Origin of the sequence: Streptomyces shaanxiensis, from assembly GCF_039537145.1 — a bacterium.
Classification (GTDB): Bacteria; Actinomycetota; Actinomycetes; order Streptomycetales; family Streptomycetaceae; genus Streptomyces; species Streptomyces shaanxiensis.
In genome coordinates this window covers 43,645-58,172 of sequence record NZ_BAAAZY010000022.1, presented here as the reverse complement: position 1 = coordinate 58,172, position 14,528 = coordinate 43,645, and the positions used below count along the sequence as shown (strand labels likewise).

At 72.1% G+C, this 14,528-nt stretch carries 16 protein-coding genes; 5 read left to right on the top strand and 11 right to left on the bottom strand.

All coding sequences use genetic code 11. From position 1 onward, the window contains the following. Positions 1-101: 101 nt before the first annotated feature. Positions 102-929 (bottom strand): helix-turn-helix transcriptional regulator, encoded by an 828-nt coding sequence (locus ABD932_RS33125; RefSeq protein WP_345018476.1) that lies wholly within the window; start codon positions 927-929, stop codon positions 102-104. A 157-nt stretch (positions 930-1,086) separates the two neighbouring features. Between ABD932_RS33125 and ABD932_RS33120 the strand changes: the two genes are divergently transcribed. After that, entirely contained in the window at positions 1,087-1,848 is a 762-nt protein-coding gene (locus ABD932_RS33120; RefSeq protein WP_345018474.1) for an SDR family oxidoreductase, read from the top strand. A 30-nt stretch (positions 1,849-1,878) separates the two neighbouring features. On the opposite strand, the gene ABD932_RS33115 is transcribed toward ABD932_RS33120, so the two are convergent. From ABD932_RS33115 to ABD932_RS33095, 5 genes are all read right to left on the bottom strand, one after another. Continuing rightward, positions 1,879-2,310, bottom strand: a complete 432-nt coding sequence (locus ABD932_RS33115; protein ID WP_425587558.1) for a hypothetical protein — start codon at positions 2,308-2,310, stop codon at positions 1,879-1,881. A gap of 90 nt (positions 2,311-2,400) precedes the next feature. Then, positions 2,401-3,333 (bottom strand): ABC transporter substrate-binding protein, encoded by a 933-nt coding sequence (locus tag ABD932_RS33110; protein WP_345018470.1) that lies wholly within the window; start codon positions 3,331-3,333, stop codon positions 2,401-2,403. Positions 3,334-3,342: 9 nt separating this feature from the next. Continuing rightward, positions 3,343-4,005 carry an ABC transporter permease gene (locus tag ABD932_RS33105; protein ID WP_345018468.1) on the bottom strand — a complete coding sequence of 221 codons (663 nt, stop codon included), beginning with the start codon at positions 4,003-4,005 and terminating at the stop codon, positions 3,343-3,345. Between the two features lies 1 nt (position 4,006). Next, a complete protein-coding gene (locus tag ABD932_RS33100; protein ID WP_345018466.1) occupies positions 4,007-4,648 on the bottom strand; it encodes an ABC transporter permease in 642 nt (213 codons plus the stop codon). Continuing rightward, positions 4,645-5,679: an ABC transporter ATP-binding protein gene (locus ABD932_RS33095; protein ID WP_345018464.1), complete on the bottom strand. Its 1,035-nt coding sequence runs from the start codon at positions 5,677-5,679 to the stop codon at positions 4,645-4,647. The genes ABD932_RS33100 and ABD932_RS33095 overlap by 4 nt, the downstream gene beginning before the upstream one ends. 141 nt (positions 5,680-5,820) lie before the next feature. Between ABD932_RS33095 and ABD932_RS33090 the strand changes: the two genes are divergently transcribed. From ABD932_RS33090 to ABD932_RS33080, 3 genes are all read left to right on the top strand, one after another. Next, a complete protein-coding gene (locus tag ABD932_RS33090; protein WP_345018462.1) occupies positions 5,821-7,338 on the top strand; it encodes an aromatic amino acid ammonia-lyase in 1,518 nt (505 codons plus the stop codon). After that, positions 7,335-8,195 (top strand): MurR/RpiR family transcriptional regulator, encoded by an 861-nt coding sequence (locus ABD932_RS33085; RefSeq protein ID WP_345018460.1) that lies wholly within the window; start codon positions 7,335-7,337, stop codon positions 8,193-8,195. Before ABD932_RS33090 ends, ABD932_RS33085 begins: the two co-directional genes overlap by 4 nt. Before the next feature lie 155 nt (positions 8,196-8,350). After that, positions 8,351-8,905 (top strand): hypothetical protein, encoded by a 555-nt coding sequence (locus ABD932_RS33080; protein WP_345018813.1) that lies wholly within the window; start codon positions 8,351-8,353, stop codon positions 8,903-8,905. Between the two features lie 24 nt (positions 8,906-8,929). Here the strand turns inward: ABD932_RS33080 and ABD932_RS33075 are convergent, their stop codons facing one another. From ABD932_RS33075 to ABD932_RS33055, 5 genes are all read right to left on the bottom strand, one after another. Continuing rightward, positions 8,930-9,304: a roadblock/LC7 domain-containing protein gene (locus ABD932_RS33075; RefSeq protein WP_128431362.1), complete on the bottom strand. Its 375-nt coding sequence runs from the start codon at positions 9,302-9,304 to the stop codon at positions 8,930-8,932. Positions 9,305-9,318: 14 nt separating this feature from the next. After that, a complete protein-coding gene (locus tag ABD932_RS33070) occupies positions 9,319-9,819 on the bottom strand; it encodes a roadblock/LC7 domain-containing protein (RefSeq protein WP_345018455.1) in 501 nt (166 codons plus the stop codon). Positions 9,820-9,898: 79 nt separating this feature from the next. Beyond that, on the bottom strand, positions 9,899-10,687 hold the full coding sequence (locus ABD932_RS33065) for a transcriptional regulator (protein WP_345018453.1): 789 nt from the start codon (positions 10,685-10,687) through the stop codon (positions 9,899-9,901). Beyond that, the gene (locus ABD932_RS33060; protein WP_345018452.1) at positions 10,684-11,076 is read right to left on the bottom strand and encodes a hypothetical protein; all 393 of its coding nucleotides are present in this window, start codon (positions 11,074-11,076) and stop codon (positions 10,684-10,686) included. The genes ABD932_RS33065 and ABD932_RS33060 overlap by 4 nt, the downstream gene beginning before the upstream one ends. 181 nt (positions 11,077-11,257) lie before the next feature. After that, the gene (locus ABD932_RS33055; protein WP_425587557.1) at positions 11,258-12,685 is read right to left on the bottom strand and encodes a type III PLP-dependent enzyme domain-containing protein; all 1,428 of its coding nucleotides are present in this window, start codon (positions 12,683-12,685) and stop codon (positions 11,258-11,260) included. 146 nt (positions 12,686-12,831) lie between these two features. Here ABD932_RS33055 and hutU point away from each other — a divergent pair, with 146 nt between their 5' ends. Beyond that, entirely contained in the window at positions 12,832-14,496 is a 1,665-nt protein-coding gene (gene hutU / locus ABD932_RS33050; protein ID WP_345018448.1) for a urocanate hydratase, read from the top strand. Positions 14,497-14,528 lie beyond the last annotated feature (32 nt).

Genomic DNA, 14,528 nt, shown 5'->3' with positions numbered 1-14,528 from the left:
GGCCCTGACCCGGCCCGCGTCCCTCGCGGGGACCGCCGTCGTCCCGCCCCCCGGCAACGGGGGTGCGGCGGTCCCCGCGCATAGCTTTCCGGGCCTCCGGTTCAGTGGGCAGCTGCCCAACTCCCCAGCAGCGCCAGCCTCTCCGCTGTTTCCGAGCCCGCCTCCGGCGTGTACACCACCATCGTCTGGTCCGGTTCCGTCTGGATCGTCATCGTCTCGTACGGGAAGGTCAGCGTGCCCGTGAGCGGGTGGTGGACGCGTTTGGTACCGGACATGCAGGCCTTGACCTGGTGGTCCGCCCACAGGCGGCGGAAGTCCGGGCTCTTGACGGACAGTTCGCCTACCAGGGCGTTCAGCTGGGGGTCGTCCGGACGGTGGCCCGCGTTCAGGCGGAGGTGGGCCACCGCCTGGGCGGCGATGGCCGGCCAGTCCGGGTAGAGGGTGTGGGCTGCGGGGTCCAGGAAGACGTGCCGGGGGATGTTGCGGTCCGCGGGGGCCGCACGGCCGTAGCCGCTGATCGCGTCGGCGAGGGAGTTCCACGCCAGGACGTCCATGCGGGGGCCGATGACGAAGGCCGGTGTGCGGTCCATGCTGTCCAGCAGAGCCTGGACGCCGGGTCGGACACCGGCCGCTTCCGGCCTGTGCTCACCCCGACCGCGGCGGGGCCGGGCCACCGTACGCAGATAGGCGTGCTCCGTCTCGTCCAGCCGCAGGACCCGTGCCACGGCGTCCAGCACGGCGTCCGAGACCTGCTGTCCCCGCCCCTGTTCGAGGCGGACGTAGTAGTCGACGCTCACCCCGGCCAGCTGCGCCACCTCCTCCCGGCGCAGCCCCGGAACGCGGCGCCGCCCGTACGAGGGCAGCCCCACCTCCTCCGGCTGGATCCGGCCACGGCGTGAGCGCAGGAAGTCTCCCAGGTCCCCGTCCATGGGTTCGAGCGTAGACGCGCGGAGCGCCGTGAGCCTGGTACTGCCAGACACAGGAACAACGCATCCCTGGGTAGGGCGGGCGCGGCGGCCGAGGGTGAGGGGTGTTCGCCCGTCGCCGGGAAGACGCCCGGCGGCCCCCTCACCTGGAGGAACCCTCATGTCGTACGAGAACCTGACCGGCCGTACCGCCGTCGTGACCGGCGCGGCGAGTGGGATCGGCGAGGCCGTCGCCGTGCAGCTCGCCGAGCGGGGAGCGCGGGTCGCGCTGCTGGCCCGGCGCGGGCAGCGGCTGGACGAGCTCGCCGGGAAGATCACGGCGGGCGGCGGTGCGGCGCTGGCCGTCGTCGCCGACGTCACCGACGACGCGTCCGTGAGCGCGGCCGTGCAGCGGATTCACGAGGCGTACGGGGCCGTCGACCTCGTCGTCAACAACGCGGGTGTCATGCTGGGCAACCCCGTCGACGCCGGGCGGATCGACGAGTGGCAGCGGATGATCGACACCAATGTGACCGGAGTGCTGCGCGTCATCCGGGCGTTCACCGGCGATCTGGTCGCCGCGGCCGCGGACGGCCGTACCGCGGACCTGGTCAACATCTCGTCGGTCGCCGCGCACCTCACCTTCCCCAACTACGCGGTGTACGGCGCGACCAAGGCCGCGGTCACGTATCTCTCCCAGTGCCTGCGCACCGAGTTCGGGCCGCGTGATGTGCGGGTCACCAACATCGAGCCGGGGTTCGTGGAGAGCGAGCTGCGGTTGCACAACGACAACGCCGAGCTGTCGGAGCAGGTCGACGGCATGCTCGAGGCGGTGGGCGCGCTGTCGGCGGGCGAACTCGCCGACGTGCTGGCGTACGCGGTGAGCCGGCCCCGGCATGTGAACCTGCGGCAGATCATGGCGATGCCGACCCGGCAGGCGTGAGGGCCGTAGACCCTGGGTCCTCGGGGAGGCTCAGTCCTCCCAGCGGTCCTCGCCCTTGCCCGACTTGCGGCGCCAGCCCCGGAACAGCCCGGGGTTGGTGCGCGCCGCCTGGACGACGTTCACGCCGACGATGCCGACCCAGGTGACCAGCAGACCGGAGAGGTTGGCGATGCCACCGCCGATGGCGGACAGCGGAATCGCCACGACCAGCGTGACGATGCCGAAGCCGAAGCGCTCGCCGAAGGAGTCCGTCGGCTTCGGCGACCGCGCCCCGCGGGCCACCACCATCTGCTGCTCGGCCATCTGCCGCCGCATCCGGCGCTCGACCGCCCCGTCGATGCGCTGGTCGACCTTCTCCATGAACGAGTCGACCAGCGCGGTCTCGTACTCCTCGCCCAGCTCCCTGCGGGCCTGCAGGGTGGCGTTGAGTTCCTTCTTGAGCTCGGTGTCCCGCGCTTCCATTCCGGTCATACGCCCACGTTAGGCAGCGGGGGAGGCGGTCGCACTGGGGTTAGCCCCCCTGTTCGGCTGGGGGCGTACGGCAGGGTGCCGTCACTTCACCAGCCCGTGCTGCTTCGCGTACGCGTTCGCCACGTCCTCCGGATCCTTCTTGTCCTTGTCCACCTGCCGGTTCAGCTCGGTGAGCTGGGCGGTGGTCAGGGTGTTGCCGAGTTCGGCGAGGGCCTTGCGGACGGTGGAGTCGGCCTTGCGGTCGGCGATGAGGGGGACGACGTGCTGGCCGGGGATGAGGTTCTTGGGGTCGGTCAGCACCACCCAGTCGTTGGCCTGGATGTCCGTGTCCGTGGTGAAGAGGTTCGCCACGTCCACGTCGCCCTTCTTCAGGGCGCCCTTGACCAGCGGACCGGAGGAGTCGAGGGACTTGAACTCCTTGAACTCGACCCCGTACACCTCCTTCAGGCCCACGGCCCCGACCTCCCGCTTCTTCACCTCGGGCGCCGCGCCGATGACCAGCTTGCCGTTCTGCTTCCTCAGGTCGGCGAGGGAGGTCAGGCCGTACTTCCGGGCCGTCTCGCGGGTGACGACGAAGGCGTCCGAGTCCTCGGCCATGCCGTACGGCAGCACCTGGAGGCCGCTCGGGAGGGCGATGGTGAGGGCGTTCTGCATCTCGCCCTCCTCGGTGGCGGTCGCCTTGGGGGCGACGTAGTGGAGCAGGGCGCCCTGGTACTCGGGGAGCAGGTCGATGTCGCCGCCCTTGAGGGCGGGGATGAGGATCTCGCGGGTGCCGAGGTTGGGGCGGACCGTCACCTTCACGCCGGCCTTCTGGAGCACGGCGGCGTACAGGTACCCGAGGACCTGGTTCTCGGTGAAGTTGGCGGTGCCGATGGTGATGCCGCCCTTGCTGGAGCCACCGCCGGAGCCGGAGCCGCCCTGGCCTTCCAGGGAGGTGATGCCGCTGGAGCAAGCGGCGAGGGCGGGGACGGAGGCCGCTGCGAAGAGGCCGCCGAGGAGAGTACGTCGGTTCATCGAGGGGTCCTAAGCGGTGCGGTGGCGGAAGAGGAAGCGCTGGAGGCCGGACAGGGCCAGGTCGAGGGCTACGGCGACCACGGCGACCAGCACCGCACCGCCGAGCACCTGCACGAGGTCGCGCTGGGCGAGGCCGTCGAAGACGTAGCGGCCCAGGCCGCCGAAGGAGACGTACGCGGCGATGGTCGCCGTGGCCACGACCTGGATCAGTGCCAGGCGCAGGCCCGTCATGATCAGGGGGAGCGCGAGCGGGAGTTCGACCTGGAACAGGACCTGGTGGCCGCGCATGCCCTGCCCGCGCGCCGCGTCCTTCACGTCCGGGTCGACGGCCGTCATCCCGGCGTAGGTGTTGGTGACGATCGCCGGGACCGCGAGGGCGACCAGGGCGACGTAGACCGGGAGCATGGACAGTCCGCCGGCCAGGAAGACCAGGACGACCAGGCCGACGGTCGGCAGGGCGCGGCCGAAGGACGCGAGGTTGATCGCGAGGAAGGCGCCCTTGCCGGTGTGGCCGATCAGCAGGCCGAGGGGGAGGCCGATCGCGGTCGCGATGAGGGTGGCGAGGAGGGAGTACTGGAGGTGCTCGGACAGGCGGTGCGCGATGCCGTCCGGGCCGGCCCACTGCTCGCCGCCGACCAGCCATGCGCCGAGGTTCTTGATGAGTTCGTACATGTCAGGCTCGCCGCCTCCGCCACGGGGTCAGGACGTACTGGAGGGCGACCAGAGCCGCGTCCGCGACCACGGCGAGCAGGAGGGTGAGGACCACTCCGACGATCACCGGGGTCGGGAAGTTGCGCTGGAAGCCGTCGGTGAAGAGCTGGCCGAGGCCGCCGTCGCCGATGTAGGTCGCGACCGAGACCAGGGAGATGGACATGACGGTCGCGATCCGGACGCCGGCCATGATCACGGGGAGCGCGAGCGGGAACTCGACGGTGAGGAGGGTGCGCAGGGGGCGTGTGCCCATCGCCTTCGCGGCCTCCTTCGCCTTCACGGGGACCGAGTCGAGGCCCTCGACCGTGTTCCGGAGAAGGACGACCAGGGTGTAGATCGTCAGGCCGATCACGGTCGTGGTGCGGGTGAGGCCGGAGACCGGCAGCAGGAGCACGAAGATCGCGATCGACGGGATGGTGAACAGGACGTTCGAGAGGCCGAGCAGGAAGCCGCGCAGGGGGCGGACCCGGTGGGCGATCACCGCGAGGGGGAGGGAGATCAGGACGCCCAGGAAGACGGCGGTGAGCGCGGCCTGGAGGTGGGAGATCGTCAGGGTGGTGAGGTCGTCGGTGTGGTCGCCGATCCACGACCAGTCGATCGTCATGCCGCCACCCGCGCCTCGGTGTGGGCCTGGCCCGCGTGCTCGTGGATGTCGTCGCGGGAGGAGACGCCGGTGAGGACACCTTCGGAGTCCACGCGGGCTATCAGGCCGGTGGGGGAGGCGATGGACTCGTTGAGCGCCGAGAGGAGGGAGTCCTCGTCCTTCAGCGGTCGTACGGGGATCTCGGCGTCCTTCGAGGCCCAGTGCAGCGGCTTGTCCGCCGCGTCGAGTACGAGGCTCCAGTCGCCGCCCTCCGGCGCCGGGCCCTTCGGGACGTCCGCCAGGGTCCTCAGCGACAGCAGCTTCAGGCCGCGCTCGGCGCCGAGGAAGTCGGCCACGAAGTCGTCGGCCGGGCGGGCGAGGAGTTCGGTGGGGGAGGCGCACTGGACGAGGTGGCCGCCGGTGCGGAAGATCGCGATCTGGTCGCCGAGCCGTACGGCCTCGTCGACGTCGTGGGTGACGAAGACGATGGTCTTGCTCAACTCCTTCTGGAGGCGGAGGAGTTCGTCCTGGAGCTGGGTGCGCACGACGGGGTCGACCGCGCCGAACGGCTCGTCCATCAGCAGCACGGGCGGGTCGGCGGCGAGCGCGCGGGCGACGCCGACGCGCTGCTGCTGGCCGCCGGAGAGCTGGTGCGGGTAACGCTTGCCGGCGTCGGCCGTGAGACCGACGGTCTCCAGCAGCTCCGCCGCGCGGGAGCGTGCCTTGCGGCGGCTCCAGCCGAGCAGCAGCGGCACGGTGGCGATGTTGTCGAGCACCGTGCGGTGCGGGAACAGGCCCGCCTGCTGGATGACGTACCCGATGGAGCGGCGCAGCTCGGCGGCGTCCTGGCGGGTGACGTCCTTGCCGCCGACGCGGATGGTGCCGGAGGTCGGCTCCACCATCCGGTTGATCATCCGCAGGGTGGTCGTCTTGCCGCAACCGGAGGATCCGACCAGGACGGTCACGCCGCCCTCCGGCATCTCCAGGGAGAGATCGTGGACTGCTGTCGTGCCGTTGGGGAAGCGCTTGTGGACCGCGTCGAACTGGATCATGAGATGTCCCTTGCCCGGCTGTATAACGTCATGCAGAGTTGTTGGTGCCTGAATAGGTTGTCAACGGGTTGGTGTAAATCCGAAGTAACGGATGACTGACGTGCGAGATCGGATGTCCGGATTGAGGGGTGTTTGGGCTTGATGTCGTCTCGAATCGTGGACGTGCCGGGTGTGGTGACCGCCGGGCACACCGGGCTGGTCGTCCTCGACGGGATCGGGCTCGGCGTCGAGGACGTCGCACGTCTCGCCGACGGGACCGCGCGGCCGGTGCCCGCGACCGACGCGATGAAGCGCGCCGAGGAGTCCTGGGACGCGGCCCGCCTCATCGCCGCGACCGGCCGCGTCTACGGCCGCTCCACCGGCGTGGGCGCCAACCGGAACGAGGACGTGCCCACCGAGGCCGCCGCCGAACACGGCCTGCGCCTGCTGCGCAGTCACGCCGGCGCCATCGGCGAGGAGCTGCCCGCCCGGCAGGTGCGGGCCATGCTCGCCGTACGGGCCAACCAGCTGCTGGCGGGCGGCGCGGGCCTGCGCCCCACCGTCATCACGGCGATGTGCGAGGCGCTGGAGAGCGGGGCCCACCCGGTCGTGAACGAGTTCGGCTCGGTCGGCACCGGCGACCTCGCGGCGCTGGCGCAGGCCGGCCTCGCGCTGGCCGGCGAGCATCCGTGGCGCGGCTCCGGCGCCCCCGAGGCGCAGCCGCTCGACAACAACGACGCCCTCGCGTTCATCAGCAGCAACGCCCTCACCCTCGGCCAGGCCGCCCTCGCCCTGCACGAACTGCGCGGCCTGGTCGCCGCCACCCAGGTCGTCGCCGCCCTGTCGCTGTTCGCCGTGGACGGCTCCCACGAGGCGTACGCCGCCCCCGTGCACGCCGCCCGCCCGCACCGGGGCAGCGCCGAGGTCGCCCGCCGGATGCGGGAGTTGATCGGTGCCGAGGACCGGCCGACCCCGCCGCTGGGCCGCATCCAGGACCCGTACGGCTTCCGCTGCCTGCCCCAGATCCACGGCCCCGCGCACGACGCCGCCGACGCCCTGGAGGAGGTGCTCGCGGTCGAGATCAACGCGGCCGCCGAGAACCCCCTCATCTCCCCCGAGGACATGGCCGCCTACCACCACGGCGGCTTCTACCAGGCCCAACTCGCCCTCGCCCTGGACCACTTCAGGCTGGCCCTGACCCAGGTGGCCCGCCTGTCGACGTCCCGCCTGTCCACCCTGAACGAGCCCGCCTACACCCGCCTCAAGCCCTTCCTCGCCGACCACGAGCCGGCCTCGTCCGGCGTGATGATCCTGGAGTACGCCGCCGCGGCCGCCCTCGGCGACCTGCGGGCCTTCTCCGCCCCCGCCTCGCTCGGCCACGCTGTACTCTCCCGGGGCGTGGAGGAGCAGGCCAGCTTCGCCTCGCTCGCCGCGCGGCAGACACTGCGCGCGTGCGGCGCGTACCGTCTCGTCGTCGGCTGCGAACTCGTCGCCGCCGTACGGGCGTTGCGCCAGCGCGACCTCAGGCCCGACCCTGAGCTGCCGGCGGGGCGGGCGATGGAGCTGGCCGAGTCGGTGCTCGACGACGACCTGGCCGACCGCCCGCTCACCGATGACGTGACGGCGGCGGCCGCACTGCTGGACCGGTTCACGGAGATCTGGAGGGGAAGCGCGGAATGAGCGCGGACAGGAACACGAACGGGACGGACAGCCCCGCCGCGCGACTTCAGGCGCTCTTCGAGGGGCACCGGCTCACCCCGACCCAGCGGCGCATCGCGCACAGCATGGTGCGGCGGGCCGCCGACGTGCCGTTCCTGTCCAGCGTGGAGCTGGCCGAGCTGGCCGGGGTCAGCCAGCCGTCCGTGACCCGCTTCGCCGTCGCCCTCGGCTTCGACGGCTACCCGGCGCTGCGCAAGCACCTGCGGGAGGTCGCGCCCGTCGAGCCGGCGGCCGACGCCGGTTCGTACAACGAGTACCAGCAGGCCGTCGAGGCCGAGATCGAGAACCTCAGGCATCTGGCCGAGGTGCTCGCCGACCCGCGCCCGGTGCAGAAGGCGGGGCGCCTGCTCGCGGCCTCGCGCCCGCTACCGGTGCTCGGCCTGCGCGCCGCGGCCTCCCAGGCATACGGCTTCTCGTACTTCGCCGCCAAGGTCCACCCGGACGTACGGCTGCTGCACGAGGGCGGCACGATGATCCACGACCGTATCGACGCCGCCGTCCGGGCGGGCGCCACGGCCCTGCTCTGCTTCGCGCTGCCCCGGCATCCCCGCGAGGTCGTGGACACGCTGGCGTACGCCAAGGAGTCCGGGCTGGCCGTGGTGACGGTGGCCGACTCCGCCTTCGCGCCGGTCGCCAAGGTCTCCGACCTGCTGCTGCCCGCCGCCGTCGGCACCGGCCTCGCCTTCGACACGGCCTGCGCGCCGATGCTGCTGGGCCGGGTGCTGCTGGAGGCGATGTGCGACGACCTGCCGGACGCGCAGGCGCGGCTGGAGGAGTTCGACGCGCGGGCGGTGGCGCGCGGGCTGTTCGTCGAGTGACTTCCTGAGGTCCGGGCAGCACATCCGCGCGGCGGGGCCGGGCGGCTTCTTAAGGCTTGTCTCACGTTGAGTGGCTAGCGTGCGCTCACAGCATCTGGACAGACGTGGACGGGAGGCCGGACGTGGTGCGCGCAGGAGGACAGGGGCTGGCTCGGGTGGCCGTCGTCGTACGGGCCGGGGCGGGGCCGTTGTGGTGGCTCGGGGTGTTCGCGGCGGGCATCGGGGTGCTGGTGCCGGGGCTGACGGGACGCCGGATCGGGGTGCTGGCCGGGGCGGCGCTCTTCATCGTCGCCGCGGCGGTCGTGGCGTACGCCCGCCGCAAGCGGTACACCGCCCTGACCCGCTCGGCCGCCCGCGCCGGCAAGCACGACGTGCTCCAGGACCGCGCGGTGACCGCCCGCAACTGGCGCCGGGGCCACCGCTGGTGGCTCGCGTTGGCCTTCGCCGCCGCGCTGGGCGGCGCGTTCGCCGTGCCCGCCGCGGGCGGGATGCTGCTGGCCGGGTGCGGGGCGGGGCTGTGGCTCAAGGCCGGGTGGCTCGGGCGGCGGGAGCGGGCGGAGAACGCCCTGCTGTGGGTGCGGGTCGACTGGCTCGACGGACGGGCCGGCCGGCCGGCGGGCAAGGCGGTGAAGGCCTACCGCAGTACGGGCATCGCGGCGGGCGACGCGGCCCCGGGCGGGGCCCGCCGCCGCACCGCGGCGCTGGTGTAGCTCAGCCCTCCCGGCCGGTGCGGGTCAGACCTCCAGGTCCTCCTCGATCTTCTTCAACTGGTGCCTGGCCATGGCCAGGTTGGCCCGCTTGGCGTCGAGCACCAGGTACAGGAAGAGGCCGTTGCCCCCGCGCCCGGTGATCAGCCGGATCAGGTGGTACTGGTCGGAGAGCGTGATCAGGATGTCCTCGATGCCGCCCTTGAGGCCGAGGTGCTCCATCGTGCGCATCTTGGCGCGGACGACGTCGGTGTTGCCGGCGGCGGCGACATTGAGGTCGAAGGTCTTGCTGCCGCCCAGCGTGCCGAGCGCCATCCCGCTGGTGTAGTCGACGAGCGCGGCCCCGGTCGCCCCCTCGATCGAGGCGAGGCATTCCTTCAGAGTGGTCTCGGTGTTGGCCATGACGTGTGTTCCTCTCAACTCTCGGTAGTGGTACGCGCGTTGGCCGTGGTGGTGCGTGCGGAACGCGCGTTTCTCGTGCGGGTGGGCATGGGTTTGGCGGGCTCCTTGGCGGAGCTCTTGGCAGGGCTCCGCCTGGGCGGCTCCGCGTTCGCGTCGACGAGCTCGCCGATGCGGGCACCGGCGCGGCGGCCCTCCAGATGCAGCCGGCCGACGTTGACGCCGTCCGAGGCGAGCAGCGTCAGTACGGCGGTGCGGCCCGCCGCGTACGTCGCCACGTAGCCGTCCTTGCCGCGTACGAGCAGTTCGCGGAAGTCGCCCCGGCCGGTCGCGTCCGTCACCCGCATCGCGACGCCGAGTGCGGCCGCGGTGAGCGCGGCGAGGCCGTCGGGTTCCACGCCGGGGGTGTCGTGGGCGAGGACGAGACCGTCCACGCCGGCCGCGAGTGCTCCGGTCAACTGGGGCACGCGGGCTCTGAGCCGACGGAACTCGTCGAGTATCGGGGCCTCGGCCGCCATCAGGTTTCTCCTTTCGGCACGGGACCGCTGCGGCGGGCGAGGCACCCCGGCCGGCGCGCGGTCCTCGAAGGGTTTGCGGTCAAAGGGCCTCCAGCGCATCCCTGACCCTCTTCAGCAGCGCGACATAGGGATCGGCGGCGTCGGGTGGGTGGTCGTCGACGGGGGGCGGCTGCGAGGACACGAGCCCCGCAGCGGCCAGCCGTCTGATGTGCACCAGCGTGTGGAACGCCGGTCTGCCCAGCTCCCGCGCGATGTCCGTGGCCCTGCGCACGCCGTCCACCTGTTCCAGCACGGCGGCCTGCCGGGACGGCACCGCGGGTGCCGAGACCGGATCGGCCCGGATCAGCGGCGCGACGTCCGTCGCCGGGTCGGGCCAGATGCGGCGCAGCAGGGCGCGGCGGCGCAGCGTCTCGCGCTCCAGGTCGGCGACCGGCACGGGATGCACCGAGGCGAGCCAGTGCGCGGCGCCGTAGCGGAAGCGGCCGGGCGTGCTGCTGGGGGCGAGGGCGAAGTACGCCGCGTCGTACAACGCGCTCACCTGGGCCAGCTCCAGCGCGCCCGGGGTGACGCCGTGCCGCAGGAGCCGCCCCTCGTCGGCACTGTCCTCGGCGTCCTGCCAGGAAGCGGCGTCGAGGGCGCCGTGGGCCGTGAGGAGCGTGCCGAGGCTGGGCGCGAGCGGGCTCTCGGCGTGCACGACCCGGCCCTCGGCGAGGTGGAGCGTGCCGTGCTCGCGGTCCAGGACGCCGGTGGCCCGCTCCTCCGCGAGCCGGGTCAGCATCGGCGAGACGCAGCCCGGGCTGCGCTCACCGGCCGCCGTCCGGTCCCGGACCGGCAGCCGGGGCGGCGGGGTGGTTCCGACCACGGTCATGCCAGCACCAGCCGTTCGGCCATCTCGCCCAGCCGGATGCGGGCCAGCGCGAGGTTGCCGTCCGCACGGGCCAGCCACAGGTACAGCACCACGCTGCTGTCGAAGGTCGTCGGCACGAACCGCAGCACGTGGTAGCTGTCCCGGTTGCTGAGGATCACGTCCTCGACGGGCGGATCCGTGGCGTCGGCGTCGTCACCGGGCCCGAACGCGTGCTGCTCGGCCGCGAGCCGCGCCAGCTCCGCCGCCTCGGCCGCCGCCGCCTCGTGGTCACCACCCGGAGGATCGCCCACGGTGCCCAGGGCCAGACCGCTGGTCCAGTCGACCAGCGCGGCGCCCCGCGCACCGGGCAACCGCATCGTCTCCAGCAAGCACTCGTCGATTCCGGGCACCGTCGCTCCCCTCCCGCCTGGGGTTCGGCTGAGTGACGGCCAAACTACGCAACGTGTGTGCGGCGAGTGAGCGTTCGGGCATTTTCCAGTGGAACATGCGCGGAGTGACTAGGGTGGGTCAACTGGGCCGGTTTTCACGTGACTTGATCGCGTATGGCATACCGCTGCCCTGTGGCCTACGTCAACGGCGCTTCGGCGCGCGCAGAGTGGTGAGCGAGGCCGCGTGCGCCCCTCCGGATTCGGCCACGATCTCGTCGAGCGACTGCGTCTCCCGCACGGTCGCGAAGGCGACGCCCCCGGCGCCGTCCGGCGCGAAGCCGTAAACGCCGGGCCGGGCAAGGGAGTTGTAGGCGTAATGGTGCGCGAAGTAGTACGCCCCCGTGTCCAGCGCCGCCGCGTAGTCGCCCTGCTCCAGCAACGGCAGCGCGGACGCCTCGGCCAGCAGGTCGCCCGAGAAGCAGGCCGGCCCGGCCACGTCCTGCACCACGGCCGGACCCTCCTTCGGGCGCCCCTTGCCGTCGTACGCGGCGATCCGCAGCGGCCAGCTCCCCGGCACGTACACCGTCCGTGTCGCGACCTGCACGCCCGCATGCGTCACCGCCACCGGACGGCCGCCCGCGCTCTTGGCGTACTCGACCCGCGCCACGATCGTCCCGTGCTTGGCCAGCAGCGACCGCCCGAACTCGGTGACCAGCCCGTACCGCCCGTCGAACAGCCCGGGCACCGCCTCGCTCAGCAGCCGCGCGTACTGCGCGTACGTCGGCGCGGTCGCGTCCGACGCGAAGTTCACAGGCAGCCCACCGCCGATGTCGAGCGTGTCGATCTGCCGCCACCCGATCCGCCGGTTGATCTCCTCCGCGAGCGCGTACGTCTCCGCGACCCCCTGCGCCATGAGCGACAGCGGAATGCCCTGCGACCCGGTGTGCGCATGCAGCCGCGTCAGCCACGGGCGGTCCTGATACGCCCGTACGACCCACTCCCGCGCCCCCTCGTCGCGCAGCGCCACCCCGAACTTCGACGTCGCCGTCGCCGTGGACGTCGCCTCGATGGAACCCCCGCCGACCTGCGGATTCACCCGGATTCCGAGCGGGGAGCGGCTGGTGGCGATGGGGGTACCTCCCACGCCTTTCGGGCTGTGGGGGAGCATCAGGACGTCGATGCGGTCCAGCTCCTGCGGGTTGTCCGCGTTGACGGCGATGCCCAGCGCCAGCGCCTCGCGCAGCTCGGCCGGCGTCTTCGCGGGCGAGTCCAGCACCGTCATCTCCGGTCGCAGCCCCGCTGCCCGCGCCAGCGCCAGCTCACCCGGACTGGCCACCTCCGCGCCGATGCCCTCCTCGCGCAGCAGCCCCAGCACCGGCACCAGCGGGGTCGCCTTCACCGCGAAGGCATGCAGCACGGGCGTGCCCGGCGCCGTCACCGCGTCGAACGCCGCCCGCAGCGCCGCCGCCGACTCCCGGATGCCGGTCACGTCGAGCAGCCCGACGATGGGGGCGTCGGGCCCCAGCAGCCCCTGCTCCACGGCGGCCCGCACCGCGTCGTCCCGCCGGACGACCCGGGCCGCGTCGTCTCCCGGGACCTCGAATCCGTTGTCCACAACATCCCCCGTCATGTCGTTGTACGAGCCCATGCATCCAGCCAAACACCCGGGACGCGGCCTTGCTGGGGCACGCATGTATTGACTAGTTCTATTCAGGCAGCCAGGATGTGAATATCCACCTCAACAGTTCGCAGTCACAGTCCGCTGGGAGGCAGACCATGTCAGGACCCCGCCCCGTCCGAGCGCCGCGCGGTACGGAACTGAGTGCCCTGGGATGGCAGCAGGAAGCCGCCCTGCGGATGCTGCAGAACAACCTCGACCCCGAGGTCGCCGAGCACCCCGACAAGCTCGTCGTCTACGGCGGCACCGGCAAGGCGGCCCGCGACTGGCGCTCCTTCGACGCGATGGTGCGCACCCTGAAGGGGCTGAAGCAGGACGAGACCATGCTCGTCCAGTCCGGCCGTCCCGTCGGCGTCATGCAGACCCACGAGTGGGCCCCGCGCGTCCTCATCGCCAACTCCAACCTCGTCGGCGACTGGGCCAACTGGGAGGAGTTCCGCCGGCTGGAACAGCTGGGCCTGACCATGTACGGCCAGATGACGGCCGGCTCCTGGATCTACATCGGCACCCAGGGCATCCTCCAGGGCACCTACGAGACCTTCGCCGCCGTCGCCGCGAAGAAGTTCGACGGCACCCTCGCCGGCACGATCACCCTCACCGCCGGCCTCGGCGGCATGGGCGGCGCCCAGCCGCTCGCCGTGACCATGAACGACGGCGTCGCCATCTGTATCGACTGCGACCCCCGCGCCATCGAGCGGCGCATCGAGCACCGCTACCTGGACGTGAAGGCCGACAGCCTGGAGCACGCCCTCCAGCTCGCGGTCGAGGCCCGCGACGCCCGCCGCCCGCTCTCCATCGGCCTGCTGGGCAACGCCGCCGAGCTGCTGCCCCGCATGCTCGCCGACGGCGCCCCCATCGACATCGTCACCGACCAGACCTCGGCGCACGACCCGCTGGCGTACCTGCCGCTGGGCGTCGACTTCGACGACATGGCCTCCTACGCCGCCAAGGACCCGGCCGGCTTCACCACCCGGGCCCGTGAGTCCATGGCCAGGCACGTCGAGGCCATGGTCGGCTTCATGGACGCCGGCGCCGAGGTCTTCGACTACGGCAACTCGATCCGTGGCGAGGCCCAACTCGCCGGGTACGAGCGGGCGTTCGCCTTCCCGGGGTTCGTGCCGGCCTACATCCGGCCGCTGTTCTGCGAGGGCAAGGGCCCCTTCCGCTGGGCGGCCCTCTCCGGCGACCCGGCCGACATCGCCAAGACCGACAAGGCGATCCTGGACCTGTTCCCGGAGAACGAGTCCCTCGCCCGCTGGATCAAGATGGCCGGCGAGCGGGTGCACTTCCAGGGGCTGCCCGCGCGTATCTGCTGGCTCGGCTACGGGGAGCGGGACAAGGCCGGCGAGCGGTTCAACGACATGGTGGCGTCCGGGGAGCTCGCCGCGCCGCTGGCCATCGGGCGCGACCACCTCGACTGCGGTTCCGTCGCCTCGCCCTACCGCGAGACCGAGGCCATGCTCGACGGGTCGGACGCGATCGCCGACTGGCCGCTGCTGAACGCCATGGTGAACGTGGCTTCGGGCGCCTCCTGGGTGTCCCTCCACCACGGTGGTGGCGTGGGGATGGGGCGGTCCATTCACGCCGGGCAGGTGACGGTGGCCGACGGCACGAAGCTCGGCGGGGAGAAGATTCGCCGGGTGCTGACGAACGACCCTGGCATGGGCGTCATCCGGCATGTCGATGCCGGGTACGACATCGCGGAGTCGGTCGCCGATGAGCGGGGTGTCCGGGTTCCTATGCGCGAGGGTGACGACGCGTGACGCAGAACGACAGTGGGCGCAGCGGCAACTCT

Coding starts and splice junctions, on each gene's coding strand:
- ABD932_RS33110 (WP_345018470.1), bottom strand. CDS start 3,333: ATGAACCGACGTACTCTCCTCGGCGGCCTCTTCGCAGCGGCCTCCGTC.
- ABD932_RS33120 (WP_345018474.1), top strand. CDS start 1,087: ATGTCGTACGAGAACCTGACCGGCCGTACCGCCGTCGTGACCGGCGCG.
- ABD932_RS33115 (WP_425587558.1), bottom strand. CDS start 2,310: ATGGAAGCGCGGGACACCGAGCTCAAGAAGGAACTCAACGCCACCCTG.
- ABD932_RS33095 (WP_345018464.1), bottom strand. CDS start 5,679: ATGATCCAGTTCGACGCGGTCCACAAGCGCTTCCCCAACGGCACGACA.
- ABD932_RS33055 (WP_425587557.1), bottom strand. CDS start 12,685: ATGACGGGGGATGTTGTGGACAACGGATTCGAGGTCCCGGGAGACGAC.
- ABD932_RS33090 (WP_345018462.1), top strand. CDS start 5,821: ATGTCGTCTCGAATCGTGGACGTGCCGGGTGTGGTGACCGCCGGGCAC.
- ABD932_RS33125 (WP_345018476.1), bottom strand. CDS start 929: ATGGACGGGGACCTGGGAGACTTCCTGCGCTCACGCCGTGGCCGGATC.
- ABD932_RS33100 (WP_345018466.1), bottom strand. CDS start 4,648: ATGACGATCGACTGGTCGTGGATCGGCGACCACACCGACGACCTCACC.
- ABD932_RS33070 (WP_345018455.1), bottom strand. CDS start 9,819: ATGGCGGCCGAGGCCCCGATACTCGACGAGTTCCGTCGGCTCAGAGCC.
- hutU (WP_345018448.1), top strand. CDS start 12,832: ATGTCAGGACCCCGCCCCGTCCGAGCGCCGCGCGGTACGGAACTGAGT.
- ABD932_RS33075 (WP_128431362.1), bottom strand. CDS start 9,304: ATGGCCAACACCGAGACCACTCTGAAGGAATGCCTCGCCTCGATCGAG.
- ABD932_RS33085 (WP_345018460.1), top strand. CDS start 7,335: ATGAGCGCGGACAGGAACACGAACGGGACGGACAGCCCCGCCGCGCGA.
- ABD932_RS33065 (WP_345018453.1), bottom strand. CDS start 10,687: ATGACCGTGGTCGGAACCACCCCGCCGCCCCGGCTGCCGGTCCGGGAC.
- ABD932_RS33105 (WP_345018468.1), bottom strand. CDS start 4,005: ATGTACGAACTCATCAAGAACCTCGGCGCATGGCTGGTCGGCGGCGAG.